The 22,974-nt window shown below is 65.5% G+C and carries 21 protein-coding genes; 13 read left to right on the forward strand and 8 right to left on the reverse strand.

Features of this window, described 5'->3' with window-relative positions; all coding sequences use genetic code 11:
• Window positions 1-22 precede the first annotated feature (22 nt).
• From HNO53_RS01595 to typA, 6 genes are all read right to left on the reverse strand, one after another.
• Window positions 23-727 carry an ABC transporter ATP-binding protein gene (locus tag HNO53_RS01595; protein WP_209475688.1) on the reverse strand — a complete coding sequence of 235 codons (705 nt, stop codon included), beginning with the start codon at window positions 725-727 and terminating at the stop codon, window positions 23-25.
• Window positions 728-821: 94 nt separating this feature from the next.
• Window positions 822-1,592, reverse strand: coding sequence for an ABC transporter ATP-binding protein (locus HNO53_RS01600; protein ID WP_209475690.1), 771 nt, complete (start codon window positions 1,590-1,592; stop codon window positions 822-824).
• 118 nt (window positions 1,593-1,710) lie between these two features.
• Window positions 1,711-3,156, reverse strand: a complete 1,446-nt coding sequence (locus HNO53_RS01605) for a sodium-dependent transporter (RefSeq protein WP_209475692.1) — start codon at window positions 3,154-3,156, stop codon at window positions 1,711-1,713.
• A gap of 181 nt (window positions 3,157-3,337) precedes the next feature.
• Complete coding sequence (locus HNO53_RS01610) at window positions 3,338-3,664, reverse strand: hypothetical protein (protein ID WP_209475694.1); 327 nt, start codon at window positions 3,662-3,664, stop codon at window positions 3,338-3,340.
• Window positions 3,665-3,846: 182 nt separating this feature from the next.
• A complete protein-coding gene (locus HNO53_RS01615) occupies window positions 3,847-4,872 on the reverse strand; it encodes a MerR family transcriptional regulator (protein ID WP_209475696.1) in 1,026 nt (341 codons plus the stop codon).
• A 131-nt stretch (window positions 4,873-5,003) separates the two neighbouring features.
• Window positions 5,004-6,851, reverse strand: coding sequence for a translational GTPase TypA (gene typA, locus HNO53_RS01620; RefSeq protein WP_209475698.1), 1,848 nt, complete (start codon window positions 6,849-6,851; stop codon window positions 5,004-5,006).
• Window positions 6,852-7,185: 334 nt separating this feature from the next.
• On the opposite strand from typA, the gene HNO53_RS01625 reads away from it, so the two are divergent.
• The 12 genes from HNO53_RS01625 (at window position 7,186) to HNO53_RS01680 (ending at window position 20,196) form a co-directional block, all read left to right on the forward strand.
• Window positions 7,186-7,725, forward strand: coding sequence for a glycosyltransferase family protein (locus HNO53_RS01625; protein ID WP_209475700.1), 540 nt, complete (start codon window positions 7,186-7,188; stop codon window positions 7,723-7,725).
• Window positions 7,726-8,074: 349 nt separating this feature from the next.
• Window positions 8,075-9,481: a glutamate--ammonia ligase gene (glnA, locus tag HNO53_RS01630; protein ID WP_209475702.1), complete on the forward strand. Its 1,407-nt coding sequence runs from the start codon at window positions 8,075-8,077 to the stop codon at window positions 9,479-9,481.
• A gap of 164 nt (window positions 9,482-9,645) precedes the next feature.
• Window positions 9,646-10,185, forward strand: a complete 540-nt coding sequence (locus HNO53_RS01635) for a DUF4124 domain-containing protein (protein ID WP_209475704.1) — start codon at window positions 9,646-9,648, stop codon at window positions 10,183-10,185.
• A 312-nt stretch (window positions 10,186-10,497) separates the two neighbouring features.
• Window positions 10,498-11,544, forward strand: a complete 1,047-nt coding sequence (gene glnL / locus HNO53_RS01640; RefSeq protein WP_209475706.1) for a nitrogen regulation protein NR(II) — start codon at window positions 10,498-10,500, stop codon at window positions 11,542-11,544.
• Entirely contained in the window at window positions 11,537-12,949 is a 1,413-nt protein-coding gene (ntrC, locus tag HNO53_RS01645) for a nitrogen regulation protein NR(I) (protein WP_209475708.1), read from the forward strand. Before glnL ends, ntrC begins: the two co-directional genes overlap by 8 nt.
• 121 nt (window positions 12,950-13,070) lie before the next feature.
• The gene (locus HNO53_RS01650) at window positions 13,071-14,021 is read left to right on the forward strand and encodes a hydroxymethylglutaryl-CoA lyase (RefSeq protein ID WP_209475710.1); all 951 of its coding nucleotides are present in this window, start codon (window positions 13,071-13,073) and stop codon (window positions 14,019-14,021) included.
• A 2-nt stretch (window positions 14,022-14,023) separates the two neighbouring features.
• Entirely contained in the window at window positions 14,024-15,229 is a 1,206-nt protein-coding gene (locus tag HNO53_RS01655; RefSeq protein ID WP_209475712.1) for a CaiB/BaiF CoA transferase family protein, read from the forward strand.
• 70 nt (window positions 15,230-15,299) lie between these two features.
• The gene (locus HNO53_RS01660) at window positions 15,300-16,295 is read left to right on the forward strand and encodes a Bug family tripartite tricarboxylate transporter substrate binding protein (RefSeq protein WP_209475714.1); all 996 of its coding nucleotides are present in this window, start codon (window positions 15,300-15,302) and stop codon (window positions 16,293-16,295) included.
• Entirely contained in the window at window positions 16,292-16,765 is a 474-nt protein-coding gene (locus HNO53_RS01665; protein WP_209475716.1) for a tripartite tricarboxylate transporter TctB family protein, read from the forward strand. The genes HNO53_RS01660 and HNO53_RS01665 overlap by 4 nt, the downstream gene beginning before the upstream one ends.
• Before the next feature lie 9 nt (window positions 16,766-16,774).
• Window positions 16,775-18,280 carry a tripartite tricarboxylate transporter permease gene (locus HNO53_RS01670; RefSeq protein ID WP_209475718.1) on the forward strand — a complete coding sequence of 502 codons (1,506 nt, stop codon included), beginning with the start codon at window positions 16,775-16,777 and terminating at the stop codon, window positions 18,278-18,280.
• 89 nt (window positions 18,281-18,369) lie between these two features.
• Entirely contained in the window at window positions 18,370-19,539 is a 1,170-nt protein-coding gene (locus tag HNO53_RS01675) for a zinc-dependent alcohol dehydrogenase (protein WP_209475720.1), read from the forward strand.
• A gap of 57 nt (window positions 19,540-19,596) precedes the next feature.
• On the forward strand, window positions 19,597-20,196 hold the full coding sequence (locus HNO53_RS01680) for a hypothetical protein (protein WP_209475721.1): 600 nt from the start codon (window positions 19,597-19,599) through the stop codon (window positions 20,194-20,196).
• 82 nt (window positions 20,197-20,278) lie between these two features.
• Here the strand turns inward: HNO53_RS01680 and HNO53_RS01685 are convergent, their stop codons facing one another.
• Window positions 20,279-20,458: a hypothetical protein gene (locus HNO53_RS01685; RefSeq protein ID WP_209475722.1), complete on the reverse strand. Its 180-nt coding sequence runs from the start codon at window positions 20,456-20,458 to the stop codon at window positions 20,279-20,281.
• A 165-nt stretch (window positions 20,459-20,623) separates the two neighbouring features.
• On the opposite strand from HNO53_RS01685, the gene HNO53_RS01690 reads away from it, so the two are divergent.
• Window positions 20,624-21,961, forward strand: a complete 1,338-nt coding sequence (locus tag HNO53_RS01690; protein ID WP_209475723.1) for a deoxyguanosinetriphosphate triphosphohydrolase — start codon at window positions 20,624-20,626, stop codon at window positions 21,959-21,961.
• Here the strand turns inward: HNO53_RS01690 and HNO53_RS01695 are convergent.
• A complete protein-coding gene (locus HNO53_RS01695; RefSeq protein WP_209475724.1) occupies window positions 21,948-22,886 on the reverse strand; it encodes a nuclease-related domain-containing protein in 939 nt (312 codons plus the stop codon). The genes HNO53_RS01690 and HNO53_RS01695 overlap by 14 nt on opposite strands.
• Window positions 22,887-22,974 lie beyond the last annotated feature (88 nt).

Here is a 22,974-nt window from a genome sequence, read left to right on the forward strand (position 1 = left end):
ACTCTCCAGTACGGCTCCGGGCTCAACCGCCCAGGAAGCTCTTGGCCACTTCCGGGTCGGCGAGCAGGGCGGCGCCGGTGTCGGTGAAGCGGTTCTTGCCGGCCGCCAGCACGAAGCCCTTGTCGGCGATGGCCAGGGCCTGCTTGGCGTTCTGTTCGACCATGAGGATGCCCACGCCGGCAGCATTGACCTCTTTCACGCGCTCGAAGATCTCGTTCATGTAAAGCGGCGAGAGGCCAGCGGTGGGCTCGTCGAGCAGCAGCACGTCGGGCTCGGCCATCAGCGCGCGGCCCATGGCGACCATCTGCCGCTGGCCGCCGGAGAGCTCGCCGGCAGGCTGGTGGCGCTTGTCGTAAAGTGGAGGAAAGACGTCGTAGACCTGCTTGAGCATGCGCTTGACGTTGCCCGGCTTGAGAAAGGCACCCATCTCCAGGTTCTCTTTCACCGTGAGGCTGGGGAAGACGTTCTTCTCCTGTGGCACGAAGCCCATGCCTTTCTGCACGAGCTTGTTGGGCGGCAGGTTGTGGATCGGCTCGCCGCGCAGCAGGATCTCGCCCTGGCTGACGGTGAGCAGGCCGAAGATGGCCTTGAGCATGGTCGACTTGCCGGCGCCGTTGGGGCCGACGATCACGCCGACCTCGTCGGCCTCGATGGACATGTTCACCCCGTTGAGGATGTTCATGCCGCCGTAGCCGCCGTGCACGTCGCGTGCTTCGAGTAATGGCATCGTGGATTCTCTGCGCTGTCGTTGCTGTTCTTCTTGTCGATCTCTGCGGGCCGGACCGAAAGGCGCCGGCGCTGCTCAGGCGACGTTGGAACCCTCAGGCCACGTTAGAGCCAAAGTAGGCCTCGATCACCTGAGGATTGTTCTGGATCTCTTCGATGGTGCCCTCGACCATCACGCTGCCCTGGGCCAGTACGATCACCGGGTCGCATAGCCGGGCGATCATCTCCATGTCGTGCTCGATGACCAGGAAGGTGTAGCCCATCTCGCGGTTGAGCCGTTCGATGTTGCTCACCAGGTCGCCCAGCAGGGTGCGGTTGACCCCGGCGGCGATCTCGTCGAGCAGTACCACACGGGCATCGGTCATCATGGTGCGGCCGAGTTCCAGCAGCTTCTTCTGGCCGCCGGAGAGGTTGCCGGCGAGCTCGTTGCGCACGTGGTGCAGGCCGATGAAGTCGATCACCTCGAGCGCCCGGCGGCGCACTTCGGCTTCCTCTCGGCGCACCAGCCCCGGCTTGAGCCAGGCATCGAACAGGTTCTCCCCGGCTTGACGCGGCGGCACCATCATCAGGTTCTCCAGCGCGGTCATGTGGGAGAACTCGTGGGCGATCTGGAAGGTGCGCAACAGGCCCTTGTGGAACAGCTCGTTGGCGGGGCGGTTAGTGATGTCCTCGCCGTCGAGCAGGACCTGGCCGCTGTCGAGAGGCAGGGCCCCGGCGATGATGTTGAACAGCGTCGACTTGCCCGCCCCGTTGGGGCCGATCAACCCGGTGATCGAACCTTTCTCGACCTGGATCGAGCAGTCGTTGATGACCTTCAGGCCTCCGAAGGCCTTGTGGACGTGCCTGACGTCGATGATGGATGGCATGTTGGTTCCTGCACGTTATTCCTTTCCGGAATCGTTGTTATTCGCCCGGCCCCGCATGGCGAGAGTTCGGGCGACGTCTATCGAGCCGCCGCCCGAAGGCGGCGGCAAGGTGTTCGTTCTACTGTTCCTGGCGATTGTCGGCCAGGAAGGTGCGGCCGGCGGCAAAGGCGCCGACGATGATCAGCGCGCCGATGGCCGGAATCACATACCCCTCGACCTGCGGGATGGTGCGCAGGAAGACGAAGGCGACCGCAGCCGGTGCCACGAAGCGTACCAGGAAGCGCCAGACCCGGAACCAGGTTTCGCCGGTACGCATCTCCTTCATCACTTCGGAGTGGGTCAGTGCCCAGCCGGCGAACAGCGCAATGAGCAGGCCGCCCAGCGGCATGAAGATATTGGTCAGCAGCTCGATGAAGTCGAAAGCGCTGCGTCCGAACAGGGTGTGGAAGAGGCTGGCTTCGGCCCACAGGTTGAAGCTGACCACCGTGAGCAGGCCCAGCGCCCAGCTGGCCACTACCATGACGAATACCGCCTGGGGGCGGGTGAGGTCGAAGCGTTCCACCAGAAAGGCCGCCACCGGCTCGATCAGCGAGATCGAGGAGCTGATGGCCGCGCCCAGTACCAGAATGAAGAATACCCCGCCGATCAAGCCGCCGAGGGGCATCTCGGCGAACGCCAACGGCAGCGTCACGAACATCAGCCCCGGCCCGGCATCGGCGTCGAGCCCGGCGCCGAACACCAGCGAAAAAATGGCCAGGCCCGCGACCATGGCCACGGCGGTATCGATGAAAGCGATGGCGAACGCGGTGCGGCTCAGCGAGGCATCGCTGGCCATGTAAGCGCCATAGGCCATGATCGCGCCCATACCGAGGCTCAGGGTGAAGAACGACTGGCCCATCGCCTGCAGCCAGCCTTCGAGGCTCAGGTCGGCGAGGTTGAAGGTGAACAGGAAGCTCGCCGCGGCGGCGAAATTGCCGTTGGCGATGCCGTAGCCGAGGATCACCAGCAGGATCACGAACAGTGCCGGCATCATGATGCGCAGCCCGCTTTCGATACCCTTGTGGATTCCCAGGCCCACGATCACTCCCGAGGCGATGATGAACAAGGTGTGATAGAGCGTGAGCAGGCCCGGCGAGGCCAGCAGAGCATCGAAGCCGGCGCCGATGGTGGCAGCATCGGCGCCGACCAGCGTGCCGGTCAGCATCAGCCAGGTGTAATGGATCGCCCAGCCGGCGATCACCGAGTAGAAGCTCAGGATCAGGAAGGCCGAGGCGGCGCCCAGCCAGCCGATCGATACCCAGCCGCGGGAGGTCTTGTGGGTGCGGGTCAGGAACTGCATGCCCATGATCGGGCTTCTGCGACTGGCACGGCCGAGCATGGTCTCGGCGATCAGGATCGGGATGCCGACGGCGAAGATGGTCAGGGCGTATATCAGGATGAAAGCACCGCCGCCGTTCTCGCCGGTCAGGTAGGGGAAGCGCCACAGGTTGCCGAGCCCTACTGCCGAGCCGACGGCAGCCAGCAGGAAGGTGCCCTTGTGTGTCCAGACGTTGTGCGTGCTCATTATGCTTCCGAAGGCTCGTCTTGTGGCCTTGTGGGCCTGCGAATGCCGCTACCGAAAGCCGGTTGGGTGGGCCGGTCGGTGGGCGCGTACACTGTGCGACACAAACCTGCGTCCTGGCCAGTAGACAATCGTTAAGGCTACGTTGGAAACGACAGATGACCGGGCCGCGGGTTCGTGGAAGTCACTGCGGCTCTTCGTCCTCTGCGGCGTTGTCGCTCGGGCGCGGCTCGAAGGCGCGGCTGGCATCCGGCAGGCGCACCGTGTCGCCGACCACCAGCTTGCCGCGGGTCTGCAGGCGCTTGCCGCTGCGCGGCTCGATCAATGCTACCACCGGGCCGATGCTGGTGCCGTCGACGTAGGCCTCGACCCGCACGCGCGCCACCAGCCCCTGGAAGCGGGCGGTGAGGATGTCGCCGGGCCCGGGTTCGGAATAGCCCTGCGGGTTGCGCTCGTAGTGACGCATCACGCTGTCGGCGCCAGGGTCGTCCCATTCCACGTGCTTGTGCATGGCTGCTCTCCTTGTACGTCGGTTCTCTCCAAGGGTAGACATGGCAATGCGTGAGCGCCGAACTCTACGGCAAACCCAAGGTGGGATTCCATGATCACGGCCAGGAAAAGCGCTTTTTGCTGGAGGAGGGAATAGCGGAGGGGGAGCCCGCCACCGAGGTAGGCGGTGGCGGGTGGGGTGGCTCAGCTCGCCGTCAGGTGCGCGATCGCCTTGCCCAGGTACTCCTTCATGCGCTCGGTCATCCACACGTTCGCCTGAAGCGCCGGCTCCTGCTCGTTGGCCCGGCGAATCTTCTCATGCGTGGCCGGGTCGTCGCCGGCGAAGCTACGCAGTAGCTCCAGCCATTCCCGGGCCAGTTGCTGCACGGCAGGGGCCTGCGGCGGGGTGCCTTGCTCGAGCTGCTGGCGCAGCTTGGCCATCAGGGTCGGCCACTCGTGCATGCGCTGCGGATACCGCTGGCGCATGAAGCTGAACTCCTCCTCGCTGAGGTAACGCTGGTAGATGGCCAGCTTGGACTCGGCGAATGCGCGCATCACGTACTCGGAGACCTGCGTGGAGATCCCCATCTGCGCCTGAACCTCCGGCTCGTTGGCATGCATGGCGTTGAGCTTGTCGAGCAGCGTGGGGTCGCCGGCGGTGTCTCGCTCGAGCGTCGTCATCCAGCGCTGTGCCAGCTCCTGTGCGGCGCGGTCGCTGGGCGGCACACCCTGGCGGATCAGGTCCTGGGCTTCGCCGATGAGCGTCTTCCATTCGGCCTGTCGGTCGTCGTCGGCCCGGTACAGCGGCAGGCGGTCGAGTTCCTCGCGGGTAAAGTAGCGGTCGTACATGGTCATCATCTCCAATGTCTTCAACCAGTCGTCCATCTCCGGCTCGTCGCCGCTCTCGAACTGACGATGCAGCGCCACGAGGCGATCTCGCAGCTGGGCCTGGTCCGCAATCTTGCGTTCCAGCATCTGTATCTGGCGTTCAATCACCGCGGTGAGAGAGGACGAAGGCCGATCAAGCAGGGCGCCGATATCGGTCAGCGACATGCCCAGGGAGCGCAGCGCCTGGATATGATGCAGGCGGGCGACGTCCTGGCGCCGATAGAGCCGATAGCCGGCATCGGAACGCATGGAAGGTTTGAGCAGGCCGATCTCGTCGTAGTGGTGCAGCGTTCTCACGGTCAGGCCCGTGCGCTTGGCCAGTTCACCGACTCGTAACAGCATGCTTCGTCTCCTCTCTTCCATGCGTGGGCTGAAGCTTGGAGGCTCACGTTGCGTGAGGGTCAAGCAGGTTTTTGTACCGCAAAACAACGACACCCGCCGAGTGGCGGGTGTCGTTGACAAGCGAGCGAGGCTTACTTCTTGTTGCGCTTGCGCTCGTGCTCCTTGAGGAACTTCTTGCGCAGGCGGATGTGGTTGGGGGTGATCTCCACCAGCTCATCGTCGTCGAGGAACTCGATGGCCTGCTCCAGCGAGAACTTCACCGGCGGGGTCAGCACGATGTTCTCGTCGTTGCCCGAGGCGCGCATGTTGTCGAGCTTCTTGCCCTTGGTGGGGTTTACCACCAGGTCGTTGGCGCGGTTGTGGATACCCACCAGCATGCCTTCGTAGACCTCGGTGCCGTGGTCGATGATCAGCTTGCCGCGCTCCTGCAGGGCGTACAGCGCGTAGGCCAGCGCCTTGCCGTCGACCATCGACACCAGCACGCCGTTACGGCGCTCGATGGCGGCGTCGGGCTTGAGCGGGCCATAGTGGTCGAAGCGGCTGGTGAGGATGCCGGTGCCCGAGGTCAGGGTCAGGAACTGGCCGCGGAAGCCGATCAGCCCGCGTGCGGGGATGATGAAGTCGAGGCGCACGCGGCCCTTGCCGTCGGGGTTCATGTTGGTCAGCTCGCCCTTGCGGTAGCCGAGCTCCTCCATGATGGCGCCCTGGTGCTGCTCCTCGCAGTCGATGATGACCTCTTCGTACGGCTCCTGCTTGATGCCGTCGATCTCCTTGATGATCACCTCGGGGCGACCCACCGCCAGCTCGAAGCCTTCACGGCGCATGGTCTCGATCAGCACCGAGAGGTGCAGCTCGCCGCGGCCGGAGACCTTGAACTTCTCCGGGCTCTCGCCCTGCTCGACACGCAGCGCCACGTTGTGGATCAGTTCCTGGTCGAGGCGGTCCTTGATGTTGCGGCTGGTGACGTACTTGCCGTCGCGGCCGGCGAACGGCGAGTCGTTGACCTGGAAGGTCATGGAGACGGTGGGCTCGTCCACCGACAGCGGCGGCAGCGCCTCGACGGCGGCCGGGTCGCACAGGGTGTCGGAGATGGAGAGCTCGTCGATGCCGGTGATGCAGACGATGTCGCCGGCGGTGGCGAGCTCGGTCTGCACGCGCTCCAGCCCCAGGTGGGTCATCACCTGGCCGACCTTGCCCTTGCGGGTCTTGCCGTCGGTGCCGATCACCGCGATCTGCTGGTTGGGCTTGACCGAGCCGCGCTTGATGCGACCCAGGCCGATGACGCCCACGTAGCTGGAGTAGTCCAGCGCCGAGATCTGCATCTGGAACGGGCCGTCGAGCTCAACGGCCGGCGGCTCGACGATGTCGACGATGGCTTGGAACATGGGCGACATGTCCTCGGCCAGCGCCTCCGGATCCATGCCGGCGATGCCGTTGAGCGCCGAGCAGTAGACGATCGGGAAGTCGAGCTGCTCGTCGGTGGCACCGAGGTTGTCGAACAGGTCGAAGATCTGGTCGATGACCCAGTCGGGACGAGCGCCGGGGCGGTCGATCTTATTGACCACCACGATCGGCTTGAGGCCTTGGGCGAAGGCCTTCTGGGTAACGAAACGGGTCTGCGGCATGGGGCCGTCGACGGCGTCGACCAGCAGCAGTACCGAGTCGACCATCGACATCACGCGCTCCACCTCGCCGCCGAAGTCGGCGTGTCCGGGGGTGTCGACGATGTTGATGTGGAAGTCGCGGCCGTTGCCATCCTGCCAGCGGATCGCGGTGTTCTTGGCCAGGATGGTGATGCCGCGCTCCTTCTCCTGGTCGTTGGAGTCCATGATGCGCTCCTGACCCTCGGCCTTGCGGTCCAGCGTGCCGGACTGGCTCAAGAGCTTGTCGACCAGCGTGGTCTTGCCATGGTCGACGTGAGCGATGATGGCAATATTGCGCAAACTCTCGATGCGAGAGGGGGTTACAGCTGTGTTCATAAGGTGTGACTCATCAACAGGGGCGCACCTATGTACACATCGAAAAGGACGTACCCTAGGCGCGGGGTAGGGAGTGGAGGCGCATTGTACAGGTAAGCGGGGAAGGGGAATAGCTCTACCGCATCATCAGGTGTTTCTCAGTCCCGGGCGTGGCGGTCTCCATCATTCCTGGGCGGCTCGCACCATGTTCCCCTCCCGGTGACTCGGGCAGGAATGGGGCAGCCGGGTGCGAGGAAATTCAGCAAGGGAACTTTTTTGATACTTTTCTAAACTTATCTACACAGTTCGTAACGCAATTGGCTGTCGGGTGCTTATCTGCCTCGGTGGAGCTGACATGACCCTTGCCAGTGTCATTTTCGATGCACGCGCTGCGGGAGCCAAGCTACCGCGCAGCCTGGTTCTCTTCGAGCAGGCCGCCCGGCATTGGCAGGGAGGGTATGAGCTGCTGCTGGTGGATGACACCGGGGACCGCCGGCTGCCGGACTTGGCCCAGCGCTACCAGGCGATCCTGATATCGTGCGGCTCCGCCACCCTGGGCAGCCGGTTCAACGCCGCGGTCGCTGCCAGCCGCGGCAACGTGCTGCTCTTTCCCGGGCTGGGAGATCGTCGTGCCGCCAACTGGCTTAGCCACCGGTTGATCGATCTCGAACTCGCCAACGGCTGGGATGCGGCAGTCCTGCCGGTGCAGCGTCACAGCTGGCTGCGCTGGTGGTGGCTGCTCCAGCGGCCTTCTCCGCTGGATACCTTCTGGGTGGCACGCGAATGGTTCGAGCGTATCGGCGGCTTCGACCCGCAGTTGGGCAGCGATGCGTTGCCCGATCTGCTCGAGCGCCTGCGGGCCTGCCAGGCCCGCGTGTCGATCGAGACCGTCTAACGCGCTGTCCTTTCATGCACTGTTACGGTGCGTCTAGGCGCCACTTGCACCATCATGGCGCCTTTTTTCCCTCCTAACGGCCCGCCGAGGTCTCCGTCGAGCACGCTTGGTGCAGTGAGATAAAGCGAGGTGCAAAGTATTTCTTCTTGAAAACAAGAAGTTATTTTTTTGATGAGCTTGGATGGTGCAAGTTTGGCACGCCTCCTGCATTTGTCGGTACAGCTCTCCATGCTTGTGCATGGCGAACGTGGGCAGCCAGCCCACAGCGTGTTACAACAGGCGCTGCGACGCACCAGCGCCAGTGGACTTCAGCCAAACGAATCGAGCCACAGCTCAACGGAGGACACAAATGTCAGCCAAGACTCTCGCCCTGATCGAAGAACATGATGTGAAGTGGGTCGACCTGCGCTTCACCGACACACGGGGCAAGGAACAGCACGTCACCATTCCGGCCCGTGACGTCGATGAGGAATTCTTCGAGAACGGCCAGATGTTCGACGGCTCCTCCATCTCCGGCTGGAAGGGCATCAACGAGTCCGACATGATCCTGCGCCCCGAAGACGGTACCGCCTTCCTCGACCCGTTCACCGAGGACGCCACGCTGGTGCTGCGTTGCGACATCATCGAGCCGGCTACCATGCAGGGCTACGAGCGCGACCCGCGCTCCATCGCCAAGCGCGCCGAGGCCTACCTGCAGTCCACCGGCCTGGGCGACACCGCCTTCTTCGGTCCCGAGCCCGAGTTCTTCATCTTCGACGAAGTGCACTGGAAGGCCGATATCGAAGGTGCCATGTACAAGATCACCTCCGAGGAAGGTGCCTGGGCCACCGATCGCCAGCTCGAGGGCGGCAACCTGGCGCACCGTCCGCGGGTCAAGGGCGGCTACTTCCCGGTGCCCCCGGTCGACAGCTTCCATGACATTCGCGGCGCCATGTGCAACACCCTGGAAGCCATCGGCCAGACCGTCGAGGTGCACCACCACGAGGTGGCCAACGCCGGTCAGAACGAGATCGGCGTCAAGTTCAACACCCTGGTGAAGAAGGCCGACGAAGTCCAGGAGCTGAAGTACGTCATCCACAACGTGGCCCACGCCTACGGCAAGACCGCGACCTTCATGCCCAAGCCGCTGGTCGGCGACAACGGCAGCGGCATGCACGTGCACCAGTCGTTCTGGAAAGATGGTCAGAACCAGTTCGCGGGCGATCAGTATGCCGGCCTCTCCGAAATGGCCCTGTACTACATCGGCGGCATCATCAAGCACGCGCGTGCGCTGAACGCCTTCGCCAACGCCTCGACCAACTCCTACAAGCGTCTGGTGCCGGGCTTCGAGGCGCCGGTAATGCTGGCCTACAGTGCTCGCAACCGCTCGGCCTCCATCCGCATTCCGTATACCGCGAGCCCCAAGGGCAAGCGCGTCGAGCTTCGCTTCCCGGACCCGACCGCCAACCCCTACCTGTGCTTCGCCGCGATGCTGATGGCCGGTATCGACGGCATCAAGAACAAGATTCACCCCGGCGATGCCATGGACAAGAACCTCTATGACCTGCCGCCGGAAGAGGGCAAGAAAGTGCCGACCGTGGCCCACAGCCTGGATCAAGCGCTGGAAGCCCTGGACAAGGATCGTGCCTTCCTCACCGAGGGCGGCGTGTTCACCGACGACATGATCGATGCTTACATCGAGCTGAAGATGGAAGACGTCGAGCGTATCCGCATGACCACGCATCCGATCGAGTTCGACATGTACTACAGCTGCTAAGCAGCCGCATCCGGTGGCCTGCCACCGGTTTGCCACCAGGGGCTCCGCATCGCGGGGCCCTTTTTTGTCGTACACTGGGATGCGAAACGTTCGCGGGGGAAACACGTTCACTGGCACCGGACGACCGTCAGCGAAGAGCGGGTCGCCGTCAAGGGAGAGTCCTCATGGGCAAGGCGATCGTGCTGATTCTGCTGGGCTTGGCACTGGCTCAGGCCGCACTGGCCACGACGATCTATCGCACCACCGATGCGCAGGGCAACGTGATCTTCACCGACGATCCCGGTCGTGGCGGCGAGCCGGTCGAGCTGGCGCCGCTGACCGTGATACCGGGCATCGAGGGAGGGCAGGCGGCACCGCCGCGCGTCGATGGCGTAGCTCCACGCATGGGCGAGCCGCCTGGCCAGCCCTTCATGCCCTACGACACCTTTCGTATCCGCTCGCCGCAGCATGGGGCGGACCTTCCCGCGAGCTATGCCGGCAACCTGCAAGTGGAGCTGGCCATCGAGCCCGAGCTGCGTCCCGACCACAGCGTTCGACTGCTGGTCGACGGCCGGGTGAGTCAGACCCCCATGCATACCCATGCCTTCATGCTGGCCAATCTCGACCGTGGGCAATACGTGCTGCAGGCAGAGCTGCTCGACGCCCAGGGGCAAGTGCGCCATCGTAGCGCGCCGGTCTCGCTGTACGTGCAGCGTGCCGACTGACGCGGTTTTCACCTTCCGGCTTCCCTCATGTCGATGGCTGCACCATGAGAGCAAGGAGCCATGCCCCCTGACATGGCAGTTTTTTCACTCATGCACCATTATAGTGCATAAGTGAGTCGGATCGTCGCCCCGAAACGGCGCCATACCGTACCGAGAGGGGTTGGCGCGCTTCTTGCTTGGCTTCTAGATAGACATGTCCCGCCCCGGGCGCTGCCCGGTATCGAGACGGTGCAGCGGCGATCTCCGTCGATGCGCCATGACGATGCAGGGGCTGCCCATGCGCTCCAGCATTCACCGAGGGGAAGGTGGTAAATGTATCGACGCCTGATGGAACACCTCACCACCGCGGTGCTGCTGCTCGACGATGAGCTGCGGTTGAGCTGGATGAATCCGGCGGCCGAAGCCCTGCTGGCGGTCAGCCTGGGCCGGGTGAAGGGGCTTGGTCTGGCAACGTTGCTGGCCGAGGACGACGGCATGGGCGAGGTGCTGGCCAAGGCGCGCGACGATCAGCACCCGTACACCCAGCGCGAAGTGAGGCTGGCGCTGCTCGGCGGCGCTGTGGTGACGATCGACTATACGGTGACGCCGCTGTCGTCGGTGGAGCTGCTGGTAGAGATGGAACCGCGTGACCGGCTGCTGCGCATCTCCCGTGAGGAGGCCCTGCTCAACCGCCAGGAGGCGATCAAGGTGCTATCGCGTGGGCTGGCGCACGAGGTCAAGAACCCCCTGGGCGGGATCCGTGGCGCGGCGCAACTGCTGGAGCGCGACCTCGATGACCCTTCCCTGAAGGAGTTCACCCGCATCATCGTCGAGGAGGTCGATCGGCTGCGCGACCTGGTCGACAGCATGCTGGGGCCGAACAAGCTGCTGCGCCACGAACCGCTCAATATCCACAAGGTGCTGGAGCGGGTGCGCACCCTGCTGCTCGCCGAGACCCCGGCGGTGACCATCGAGCGCGACTACGACCCCAGCCTGCCGGATTTTCCCGGCGACGAGGCGCAGATGATCCAGGCGGTGCTCAATGTGGCACGCAACGCCGTGGAGGCGATGACCGAGGCCGGTACCGAGGCGCCGAGCCTGCTGCTGCGCACCCGGGCCCGCCGTCAGTTCACCCTGGGCGCGGAGCGCCATCGCCTGGTCTGCGAGGTGGCAATGATCGACAACGGCCCCGGCGTCCCCGAGAGCCTTCAGGAAACCCTTTTCTACCCGATGGTATCGGGGCGCGCCGACGGCAGCGGACTGGGCCTGTCCATTGCTCAGGGCATCCTGCATCAGCACCAGGGGCTGATCGAGTGCGAGTCCCGCCCCGGCCATACCGAATTTCGTCTGCTTATTCCATTGGAGAGGCGCCATGACTGATGTCGCACGTGTCGCGGTGGTCGACGACGACCGCGCCATTCGCTGGGTGCTGGAGCGTGCCCTGGCTCAGCCCGACCTCGAGGTCGAATGCATCGATCGGGCCGACGTGGCGCTCAGCCGATTGCTGGACGATCCGCCCGACGTACTGGTCACCGACATTCGCATGCCGGGGATCGACGGCCTCGATCTGATGTCGCGGATTCGCGAGGTGCATCCCGACCTGCCGGTCATCGTGATGACGGCCCACTCGGACCTGGAAAGTGCCGTGGCCTCCTACCAGGGCGGCGCTTTCGAGTACCTGCCCAAGCCGTTCGACGTCGATGAGGCGCTGGCGCTAGTGCGCCGCGCTGTGGCCCATGCGCGGGAACGCAAGCGCCCGGTGAGCGTGCCCGAGGGGCTCGACGCGGAGATCATCGGCGAGGCGCCGGCGATGCAGGAGGTATTCCGTGCCATCGGGCGGTTGTCGCATTCGCACATCACGGTGCTGATCAACGGCGAGTCGGGCACCGGCAAGGAGCGGGTGGCCCGTGCGCTGCACCAGCACAGCCCGCGCGCCAGCCATCCGTTCATCGCCCTAAACATGGCAGCCATCCCCCGCGACCTGATCGAGTCCGAGCTGTTCGGCCACGAGAAGGGCGCCTTCACCGGCGCCACCGCCAGCCGACAAGGGCGCTTCGAGCAGGCCAACGGCGGCACGCTGTTCCTCGACGAGATCGGCGACATGCCCGCCGAGACCCAGACGCGGCTGCTGCGAGTGCTGGCCGACGGCGAGTTCTACCGGGTCGGCGGCCACACCCCGGTGAAGGTGGATGTGCGCATCATCGCCGCGACCCACCAGAACCTCGAGCGACTGGTGGAGGACGGCCGCTTTCGCGAGGATCTGTTCCATCGCCTCAACGTGATCCGCGTTCACTTGCCCAAACTGGCGGAGCGGCGCGAGGACATCCCGCGCTTGGCGCGCCATTTCCTGGTGGAAGCGGCCAAGGAGCTCGCCACCGACGTCAAGGTATTGACCAAGGACGCCGAGGCACACCTGACCCGGCTACCCTGGCCGGGCAACGTGCGTCAGCTGGAGAACACCTGCCGCTGGCTGACGGTGATGGCATCGGGGCGCGAGATCCTGATCGAGGACTTGCCGCCGGAGCTGCGCCAGGACGAGGGGGGCGAGGTCGCCAACGGCGACTGGCGGGCGGCTTTTCGCGACTGGGCCGACCGCGCCCTGGCGGCGGGGCACACCCACCTGCTGGAAGAAGCCGTACCCGACTTCGAGCGCATCCTGATCGAGACGGCGCTCAAGCACACCGGCGGACGCAAGGGCGAAGCCGCCGAGCTGCTCGGTTGGGGGCGCAACACCCTGACGCGCAAGCTCAAGGTGCTGCTGCCGGCACTGGCGGATAGCGACTGAGACGCAGCGGGGGCGTGCGGCAAGTAGCAGAAGAGAACAGCGGCATTCAACCAAAGGCGCATGGCTGCGGAGGGAATCCGCTTCGTACAGTCGGGGGAAATCCATTGCCTGGCTAACCATCATGCACGAAGCCATCCGGGCGCCCCGGCGGGTCCACGTCACCGAGGTCGGTCCTCGTGACGGTCTGCAGAACGAGAAGGTGCTGATCTCCACGGAACACAAGGCCGAGCTGGTGCGTGCCTTGATGGCGGCTGGCGTGCGTGAATTCGAACTGACCTCCTTCGTCAGTCCTCGGGCGGTGCCGGCCTTGGCCGATGCGGCGGAGCTCGTGGCTGAACTCAAGGGCAGCGATGGCGTGCACTTCTCTGCCCTGGTGCCCAACCTGCGTGGGGCCGAGCGGGCGCTCGCGGCGGGCATCGATTCGGTGGTGCTGTTCGTTTCCGCCTCGGAGAGTCACAACGCCAAGAACGTCAATGCCAGTATCGCTGAGTCGCTGACAAGCTTCGAGCAGGTCGCCCGACTGCTCGAAGGCAGCGGCGTCGAGCTGCGCGGGGCGATCGCCACCTGCTTCGGTTGCCCCTTCGAAGGGGATGTCGACGTCGCCGCGGTAGGGCGTATCGCGCGGCATTTCGCCGATCTCGGGGCGCGCCATGTGTCGCTTGGCGATACCACCGGCATGGCGACACCGCCGCTGGTGGTAGAGCGCATTGTCCATCTGCGTGAGGTGGCACCCGACATATCTCCCACCCTGCACTTCCACAATACCCGCGGCATCGGCCTGGCCAACGTCATGCAGGGGCTGGCGCTCGGCGTCGATCGCTACGAGAGTTCGATTGGCGGGCTGGGCGGCTGCCCCTTCGCCCCGGGGGCCACCGGCAACATCGCCAGCGAGGACCTGATCTACCTGCTTGGCGAGATGGGCATCGAGACCGGGATCGACCTGGACGGCATGATCGCGGCGGCTCGACTCGCCACCCGCCTGATGGGGCGCCCGCTGCCGGCCCAGGTCTCCAAGGCGGGACCGCGGCTGACGCTCAGCGACTGCGCCGCTGTGGCCACGGCAAAGGGATGAGCATGGCGAATCCGAAACCCAATACGGCGGGAAGTCTCGAAGGTATCCGCGTGATCGACCTTACGCGGGTAATTTCGGGGCCTTTCTGCACCCAGATGCTCGGTGACCACGGCGCCGAGGTGATCAAGATCGAGCCGCCGGAGCGCGGCGACATCGTGCGCTCCCAGGGCAACATGGTGGAAGGCTTCAGCTGGTACTTTGCCCAGTTCAACCGCAACAAGCGCTCGCTCACCCTCGATTTGCGCCGCGACGAAGGCAAGGCGATCCTCCACCGGCTCCTGGAGGGGGCCGATGTGCTGGTCGAGAACTTTCGTCCCGGGGTCATGGCCAAGATGGGCCTCGACGATGCCACGCTGCGCGAGCGCTATCCGCGTCTGGTGGTAGGGCGCATCAACGGCTTCGGCTCCACCGGCCCCTATCGCGACCGGCCAGCCTATGACTTCATCGCCCAGGCCATGAGCGGCTTCATGGGCGTCAACGGCCCTGCCGACGGCGAGCCCATGCGCGCGGCGCCACCCATCAGCGACATGGTGGCGAGCCAGAACCTGGCCTTCGGCATCTGTGCGGCGCTGGTGCGTCGCGAGCGCAGCGGCCAGGGCGAGATCGTCGAGACCGCGTTGACCAACGGCCTGATCGGCATGATGGGCTACCTGGCGGCGGAATTTTTCGCCACCGACCGGGTGCCGGCACGCACCGGCAACGACCACCCCATGCTCTACCCCTATGGCCTGTTCCGCGCCAGCGACGGCGAGGTGGCCATCGCCCCGAGCAACGACATCATGGTCGAGCGTTTCCTGGGCGCGCTGGACATGCTGCACCTGCTCGACGACGAGCGCTTTTGCGACAACGCCCGACGCATGGCCAACCGCGAGCCCCTGCGCGAGATCCTGACGCGGGTCACCGTGCAGCGCCGTGTCGACGACTGGATCGAGCACCTCAACCGGGCCGGCGTGCCCTGCGGGCGGGTGCATGACCTGCGCGAGACCTTCGACGACCCCCAGGTGCAGGCCCAGCAGATGAAGATCGAACTGGACCAGGGTGCCTACGGCCGGATTCCCACCACCGGTTTTCCGGTCAAGATGAGCGAGGCGCCCGCGGCGGTCCATCGGCCCGTGCCCCAGCTCGGCGAGCACACCCAGGAAATACTGCGGGAGCTGGGCGTCGATGAGGGGGCACTCGAAGCGCTTCGGGCAAACGGGGTCATATAAGCTAGTCTGCAAGAAGCGTTGCGGGCCCGCTGCCTCAACGACCGATACAACAACAACGAGGAAAACGACAATGCCTACCATCAAGTACGCTCGCCGCGGCCTCGCCGCTTCTGCCCTGCTGGGCCTGGGTCTGGTTGTCAGCGCGCCGAGCCAGGCACTGCCGATCAGCGAGTGCATTGCCCCGGCCGACCCCGGCGGCGGTTGGGATTTCACCTGCCGCTCGGTGGCCAAGCTGCTGCGCGAGCTGGAGCTGACCGACGGTGCCGTGCAGGTCACCAACATGCCGGGCGGCGTCGGTGCCGTGGCCTTCTCCAACGTGGCCGGCAGCCGGGCCGACGACAGCGACCTGATCGTCGCCACCAGCACCGTGGGCATGACCCAGATCGCCCAGGGGCGCTATCCCGGCGATGTCGATACCATGCGCTGGCTGGCCATGCTGGGTACCGACGTGGGGGTGATCCTGGTCGACGACGAAAGCCCCTACGAATCCCTGGAGCAGCTCCTCGAGACCATGGTCGAGGATCCGAGCGCGGTGGCCATGGCCGGCTCCAGTGGCGCCGGCGGCTGGGACCATATCCGCGCACTGCTGCTGGCCGAGGAGGCGGGCATGCCGGCCGAGCAGATGGCCAACGTGCGCTGGGTGCAGTTCGACGGCGGCGGCCCGGCGGTGACCCAGATGATGGGCGGCCACGTCGACATGGTCTCCACCGACCTGGGCGAGATTGCCGGTTTCATCGAGTCCGGCGACGTGCGGGTGCTGGCGGTGCTTTCCGACGAGCCGTTGCCCGAGCCCTTCGCCGATCTGCCCACCGCGGTGTCCCAGGGCTATGACGTGACCGGCTACAACTGGCGTGGCTTCTATACCGGCGGTGAGGTCTCCGACGCTGACTATGCCGAGATGGTCGAGACGCTGGAGACGCTCTACCAGAGCGATGAATGGAAAGAGACCGCACAGCAGAACGGCCTGGTACCGCTATGGCGCGGCGGCGACGAGTTCACCGACTACGTGCGCCAGACCATCGACGAGGTCGAATCCGTCTCGCGCGAGATCGGGGTCCTCGAGTGAGTGAGCCCGGGCTCAACCCGGATCAGGTCTCGGGTGCCGTCGCCGACCGGATCGCCGGCGTCGTGCTGCTGTCGATGGCGGCAGGGGCGTGGTGGTACTCGCACAGCTTCCCGGCCGGTTTCGGCCAGGTCGTCGGCCCCGGTGCCTTTCCACGTCTGGTCAGCGTTCCGATGGGGCTGTTCGCGGCCTATCTGGTGATACGCCCCGGGGTCAATCAGCGCTGGCCGCAGCGCGCCGCCCTGCTCAGGCAGGCGGCGGCGCTGCTGCTGCTCGGTATCTATGCCGGCCTGCTCAAACCGCTGGGGTTCCTGCCCGCCAGCCTGGTCTGCGTGGTGCTGCTGATTCGTCTGTTCGGCGCGACCTGGCGGGCATCGCTGGCGTGCGGGGTGCCGCTGACGATAGGGCTCTATCTGCTGTTCGAATTCGCCCTGGGCATGCCGCTACCCAATATTCCGGGGCTCGACTGGTAAGGCGTCACGATGGAGATACTGACTTTTCTCGCCCAAGGGTTCGCCGTGGCGCTCGAACCCCAACACTTGTTCCTGGCCCTCGTCGGTTGTGCCGTGGGCACGCTGATCGGAGCGCTGCCGGGGCTCGGTCCGGTCAACGGGGTGGCGCTGATGATCCCGCTGACCTTCAACTTCGGCCTGGCGCCGACCGCGGCGCTGATCCTGCTGGTCAGCATCTACTACGGCTGCATGTACGGCGGGCGGATCAGTTCGATCCTGCTCAACATTCCCGGCGACGAGCCGGCCGTGATGACCACTCTGGATGGTTACCCCATGGCCTTACGGGGGCAGGGCGGCGAGGCGTTGGGGCTTTCCGGGGTGGCATCGTTCGTCGGTGCCACCGTGGCGACCATCGGCCTCACCCTGTTCGCTCCGCTGTTGGTAGGCTTTGCCATTCGCTTCGGCCCCGCCGAGTACTTCGCGCTGTTCGTGCTGGCCTTCGCCACCATCGGCGGCGTGACCAGCGGCAGCCTGGTGAAGAGCTTCCTCGCCGCCTGCCTGGGGCTGTTGCTGGGCACCGTGGGCATCGATGCGGTGAGCAGCGTGCCGCGCTATACCTTCGGCTGGTACGAGCTCTACGACGGCATCGACTTCATCGTCGCCCTGGTCGGGTTGTTCGCCATCTCGGAGTGCCTGGTGTTCCTCGAGGACGTGCGCGGCAGCAACAAGCCGACCCTGAAGGTGGGCTCGGCGGTGCCCGGGATCCGCAGCGCCTGGAAATGCGCGCCGACCATCGGGCGCAGCTCGTTCATCGGCTTCGTCGCCGGCGTGCTGCCGGGGGCCGGCGCGGCGCTCGGCAGCTTCCTTTCCTATACCCTCGAGCGCCGCTGGCTGGGGCGCCGCGGTACCTTCGGCCAGGGCGACCCACGCGGCGTGGCGGCGCCGGAAGCGGGAAACAACGCCGCCGCCGGCGGCTCGCTGATTCCCATGCTCTCGCTGGGCATTCCCGGCAGCGGCACCACGGCCATCCTGCTGGCGCTGCTGCTGTCGATGAACATCAGCCCCGGGCCGCTGCTGTTCTCGCAGCAGCCGGACATGGTGTGGGGCCTGGTGGCGGCGCTGTTCATCGGCAACGTGATGCTGCTGGTACTCAACATTCCGCTGGTGGGCCTGTTCGCCAAGGTGCTGCAGGCGCCCGGCTGGTTCCTGATGCCGATGGTGGTGATGGTGGCCTTCGTCGGCGTCTACTCGCTGAGTAACAGCGCCTTCGATCTCTACCTGATGCTGGCCTTCGGCGTGTTCGGCTATGTGCTGCGCAAGCTCGAGATGCCCGCCGTGCCCGTGGTGCTGGGGCTGCTGCTGGGGGGGCAGATGGAGTACAACCTGCGTCGCGCCATGTCCCTCTCGGGAGGCGACTGGAGCATTCTGTGGAACAGCGGCATCACCGTCGGCATCTATGCCTTCGCCGTCTCCCTCATCGTGGCCGGGTTGGTCTACGGCTGGATGATTCGCCAAAGGATAAGGTCCGTAACCTAGGCACCATACTCCCTTACCTGCGGCACGCCGACGCTGCACTATGGTGAGAGCGAGTCATTCGCTTTCGCCGACAGACAGGGAGTGAGTCCATGAAAGCGCTGTGTTGGCACGGAAAGAACGATATCCGCTACGAAACGGTTCCCGACCCAAGGATCGAAGATGCACGCGATGCCATCGTCAATGTGAGCAGTTGCGCCATCTGCGGTTCCGACCTCCACCTCTTCCACCATTTCATCCCGGCCATGGAGTCTGGCGACGTGGTGGGCCACGAGTTCATGGGCGAGGTGATGGAAGTCGGCGCCGAGGCGCGCGATCTCAAGGTCGGCGATCGCGTCGTGGTGCCCTTCACCATCACCTGCGGCGAGTGCGAGCAGTGTCGCCGGGGCAATTTTTCCCTCTGCGAGCGCTCCAATCGCAACAAGGCGCTGGCCGACAAAGTCTTCGGCCATGCCGGTGCCGGCCTGTTCGGCTACTCGCACCTCACCGGGGGCTATGCCGGCGGTCAGGCGGAGTACGTGCGGGTGCCGTTCGCCGACCAGACCCACGTCAAGGTGCCCGACGGCCTGACCGATGAGCAGGTGCTGTTCCTCGGCGATATCTTCCCTACCGGCTGGCAGGCGGCGGTGCAGTGCGACATCGAGCCGAGCGACACCGTGGCCATCTGGGGCTCCGGCCCCGTCGGGCAGTTCTGCGTGCGCAGCGCCGTGCTGCTGGGTGCCGAGCAGGTGGTGGTGATCGACAATGTGCCCGAGCGCCTGGCCATGGCCGAGGCCGGCGGGGCCATTGCGATCAACTTCGACGAGGAGAGCGTGCTCGCCCGGCTGCAGGAGCTGACCCGCGGCAAGGGGCCGGAGAAGTGCATCGACGCGGTGGGGCTGGAATCCCACGTGCCGCGCTCCCTCGATTCGGTCTACGACCGCTTCAAGCAGGCCATGATGCTGGAGAGCGACCGTGCCCACGTGCTGCGCGAGATGATTTACGTTTGCCGCCCGGGCGGCATCCTGTCGATTCCCGGCGTTTATGGCGGGCTGATCGACAAGGTGCCCATGGGGCCGCTGATGAACAAGGCGCTGACCGTGCGCACCGGCCAGACCCACGTCAAGCGCTGGACCGACGAGCTGCTGAGCCTGATCGAAGAGGGGCAGATCGATCCTTCCTTCGTCGTGACCCACAGCGCCGGGCTGGAGCAGGGCCCCGACATGTACAACACCTTCCGCGACAAGCAGGACGGCTGCGTGAAGGTAGTGCTCAAGCCCTGAGCGGGTCGGGCTGGGCTCACGCCCAACAGGATACGTCTGACACGACAAGGAGGTGACATGAATCTCGATCGACGCCGTTCATTGCAACCCAGCGATCGGCTGGCCAGAGCGCTCGGCTGGCTGGGCATCGGGCTGGGCCTCTATCAGCTCCTGGCGCCGCGCAGCGTGACACGTACGCTGGGTGTCGAAGGGGCAGAAGCCATCGTGCGTACCTGCGGGGCGCGTGGCCTGGCGACCGGCATGGGAGCGCTGAGCGTCAACCCCAAGCAGGCGCTGTGGGCGCGCAGCGTCGGTGATGTCATGGACCTGGCGGCACTGCTAGCCTTGCTCGCCGACCGCGATCATCCCAAGCGGGGCAGCGTCAAGCTGGCACTCGTCGGGGTGGGGGCCTGCGCCGCGACTAGCCTCTACTGCGCCCAGGCGCAGACCCGGCGGCATGCCTACCAAGGCGGGCGTACGCCCGACTACCGCGGGCGCAGCGGCTTTCCCCGGGGCCTGGAACATGCCCGTGGCGCTGCGGCGACCCGCAGCGGGCTGCCTTCGCGCCCCATGGCGCTGCCCTCGCCGGCGCGCTCGCCGGGACCGCGGTTGCAGGCTACGCCTTCACGCCAGCGCGACACCAGCGGCTATGCCAAGGGCAGCGACTACGACTACTGAACCGCAAGCCGCATCGCATCAGACGCCAAAGGCCGAACCCGAGCGGTTCGGCCTTTGACATGAGCGGGCGCGAGCGAAACGCTCAGCCGCCACCGATGCCTTCGATGACGTAGCCCGAACCGCCGCAGTCGGGACAGGTACGGTTCTCGATCCTGCCATCGCCCCTGCACGTCGGGCAGACGTTCTGGCCGGTGCCGGGCGTGCCGGGGGGCGCCTCGTCGCCCGGCTGCTCGGGACGGGTCGCATCGGGTTTGCGTGCCATATCTGCCTCCTTGCCGCTTGAGTTGCCTCTCTGTGGGCGTGTTCTCTGGTGAGGACTCACTGACACGTTAGGCAAGTCCCGCGGTAGGCGGCAAGCGAAACGATGCGACGACGATGGTCATGCCACCCATGGCAGTGCCAGAATGAAGGCTTCAGGAGGAAGCCCATGACGCAGATGCACTGGCAGCAATTGCTCGACCCTTCCCGGCTGCACGGAAAGCCCACCAGCGGACGTGACGAGATCGGCCGCAGCCCGTTCCACAAGGACCATGATCGCATCGTCTTCTCCGGTTCGTTCCGGCGTCTGGGGCGCAAGACCCAGGTCCATCCGCTGACCGACAATGATCACATCCACACCCGTCTGACCCACTCCCTGGAGGTCGGCTGCGTGGGCCGCAGCCTGGGCATGATCGTCGGCGAGCTGCTGCGCGAACGGTTGCCGAGCTGGATCACTCCGGCCGACCTCGGGGTGATCGTACAGGCCGCCTGCCTCGGGCACGACATCGGCAACCCGCCCTTCGGCCATGCCGGCGAGTACGCCATACGCGACTGGTTCAAACGCGCAGAAGCCGATGGCAGCGGCCTGCTCGAGGGACTCACGGAGCGTGAGCGGGCCGATCTGCTGACCTATGAGGGTAACGCCCAGGGCTTTCGCATCGTGACCCAGATCGAATACAACCAGTTCCGCGGCGGCATGCGCCTGACGGCGGCGACGCTGGGTACCCTGCTCAAGTATCCCTGGACGGTGGAGCACGGCGGCGGTGCCGGCAAGTTCGGCTGTTACCAGTCGGAGCGGCCGTTGCTCGAAGACGTGACTCGCTGCCTGGGCCTACTGCCACGCGGCGAAGGGCGCTGGTGCCGGCATCCGCTGGCCTGGCTGGTGGAGGCGGCCGATGACATTTGCTACGCGCTGCTCGATCTCGAGGACGGCCTGGAGATGGGCATCCTGCGCTTCGAGGAGGTGGCCGACGTATTGCTGCAGATCGCCGGCGATGCGCCGCCCGATTATTCTCGCATGGCTCGCGACGGCGTCTCGCAGCGACGGCGCATCGCCGCCCTGCGCGGTGCCGCCATGGAGCGTGCGGTCAACGACGTGGGGGCCGTGTTCGTCGAACACGAGACGGCGCTGCTCAACGGCACGCTCGTAAGCGACCTGCTCGAACTCTGTCATCCCGACCTGGGCTGGGGCGTGGCGGCAGCCAAGCAGCTCGCGCGTGAGCGCATTTTCCAGAACGAACGCAAGGCCAAGCTGGAAATCGGCGCCTACACCACGCTCGGCATTCTGCTCGAGGCCTTCATCGGCGCCGCCCATGAACTGCACTACACCGGCCAGGCGAGCTTCAAGCATCAGCGGGTGCTGGCGCTGATCGGCGAGAACACGCCGCGCCCCTCCTGGCCGCTCTATGACAGCTACCGACGTATGCTCGACTTCATCGGCGGCATGACCGACCACTACGCGGTGGACCTGGCCCAGGAGATGGGTGGACGGCTCAGGGGGGACTGAGCGGATGACCGGGTGGCTGCGAGGGTTCCGGACCGGTATGGCGGTCCTGCTCCGCGGCACGCTCGATCAGTGCAGCGATCACCTTGTCGTGCAAGCCATCGTCAAGCACGCCCAGGCGGCGTTCGTCGAGTTGCTCACACAGTGAGTCGCCGCTGACGACCATCAAGCCTTCCGGCGTACCGGCGCAGGTGATGTCCCAGCCGGGCAGGGCGAGTACGCCCATCACCGGGACCGGCTCTCCACAGCGCTGCTCGAGCCACGCGGCGAGCCAGCGTGAGGCGCGCAGCGTCTTGGCCAGTGGGCGATGCTCGCTCCAGCCGGGAAAGCGCAGCCGCTCCGGTTCGACCGTGACCAGGTCGATTTCACGACCGTCGGCGGTGAACGGCCGCGTGCGGGCGCGTGTCTCAACCGCGAAGACGCCGTGAGGCGTGACGGCAACGTGGTTGATGATGTCGCTGTCGGTGGGTACGTCGTGGAAGACAAAATAAGGATGGGCTTCCGGGCGCACCAGGCGTTCCAGCTCCTGGCCGACGGCCAGTTCGCAGGCCAGCCCCAACTTGATGCGGCGGATATGCTGGAAGTCACGAATCAGCCGGAAGCAGTAGACCAGCACCAGCACGGTGCTCAGCGCCCCGTAGAGCGCCCATTCGAGCCAGTTCTGGCGGCTGGCGAAGAGCATGCGACCCATGCCGTACACCAGCGGTGCCAGGGTCACGATGGGGCCAAGCGCGCCGTTGAGAAACAGCGTGGCGAAGGCGCGGTCGAGGCGATCACGCAGGGCCTGGCCGGGTTCGCGCAGCTGGCGGGCATTGAAAGGCGAGCGAACGCGCGCATCATGGAGGTTACGCAAGGCGATGACGATAATGGCCATGGCCCCGAGCGGGAACAGAAAGATGAGGGGCAGCAGATATTCCAGCCAGGCCATCGGGTCCGTCCTTGCCGGTGAGCGTCACATAAGCATTACATTCTAGACAAGCCGAGGTGCCCGGGGCCATCTTCGTTGCCACACGTGC

Source organism: Billgrantia antri (assembly GCF_017868935.1).
Taxonomy (GTDB): Bacteria; Pseudomonadota; Gammaproteobacteria; order Pseudomonadales; family Halomonadaceae; genus Halomonas; species Halomonas antri.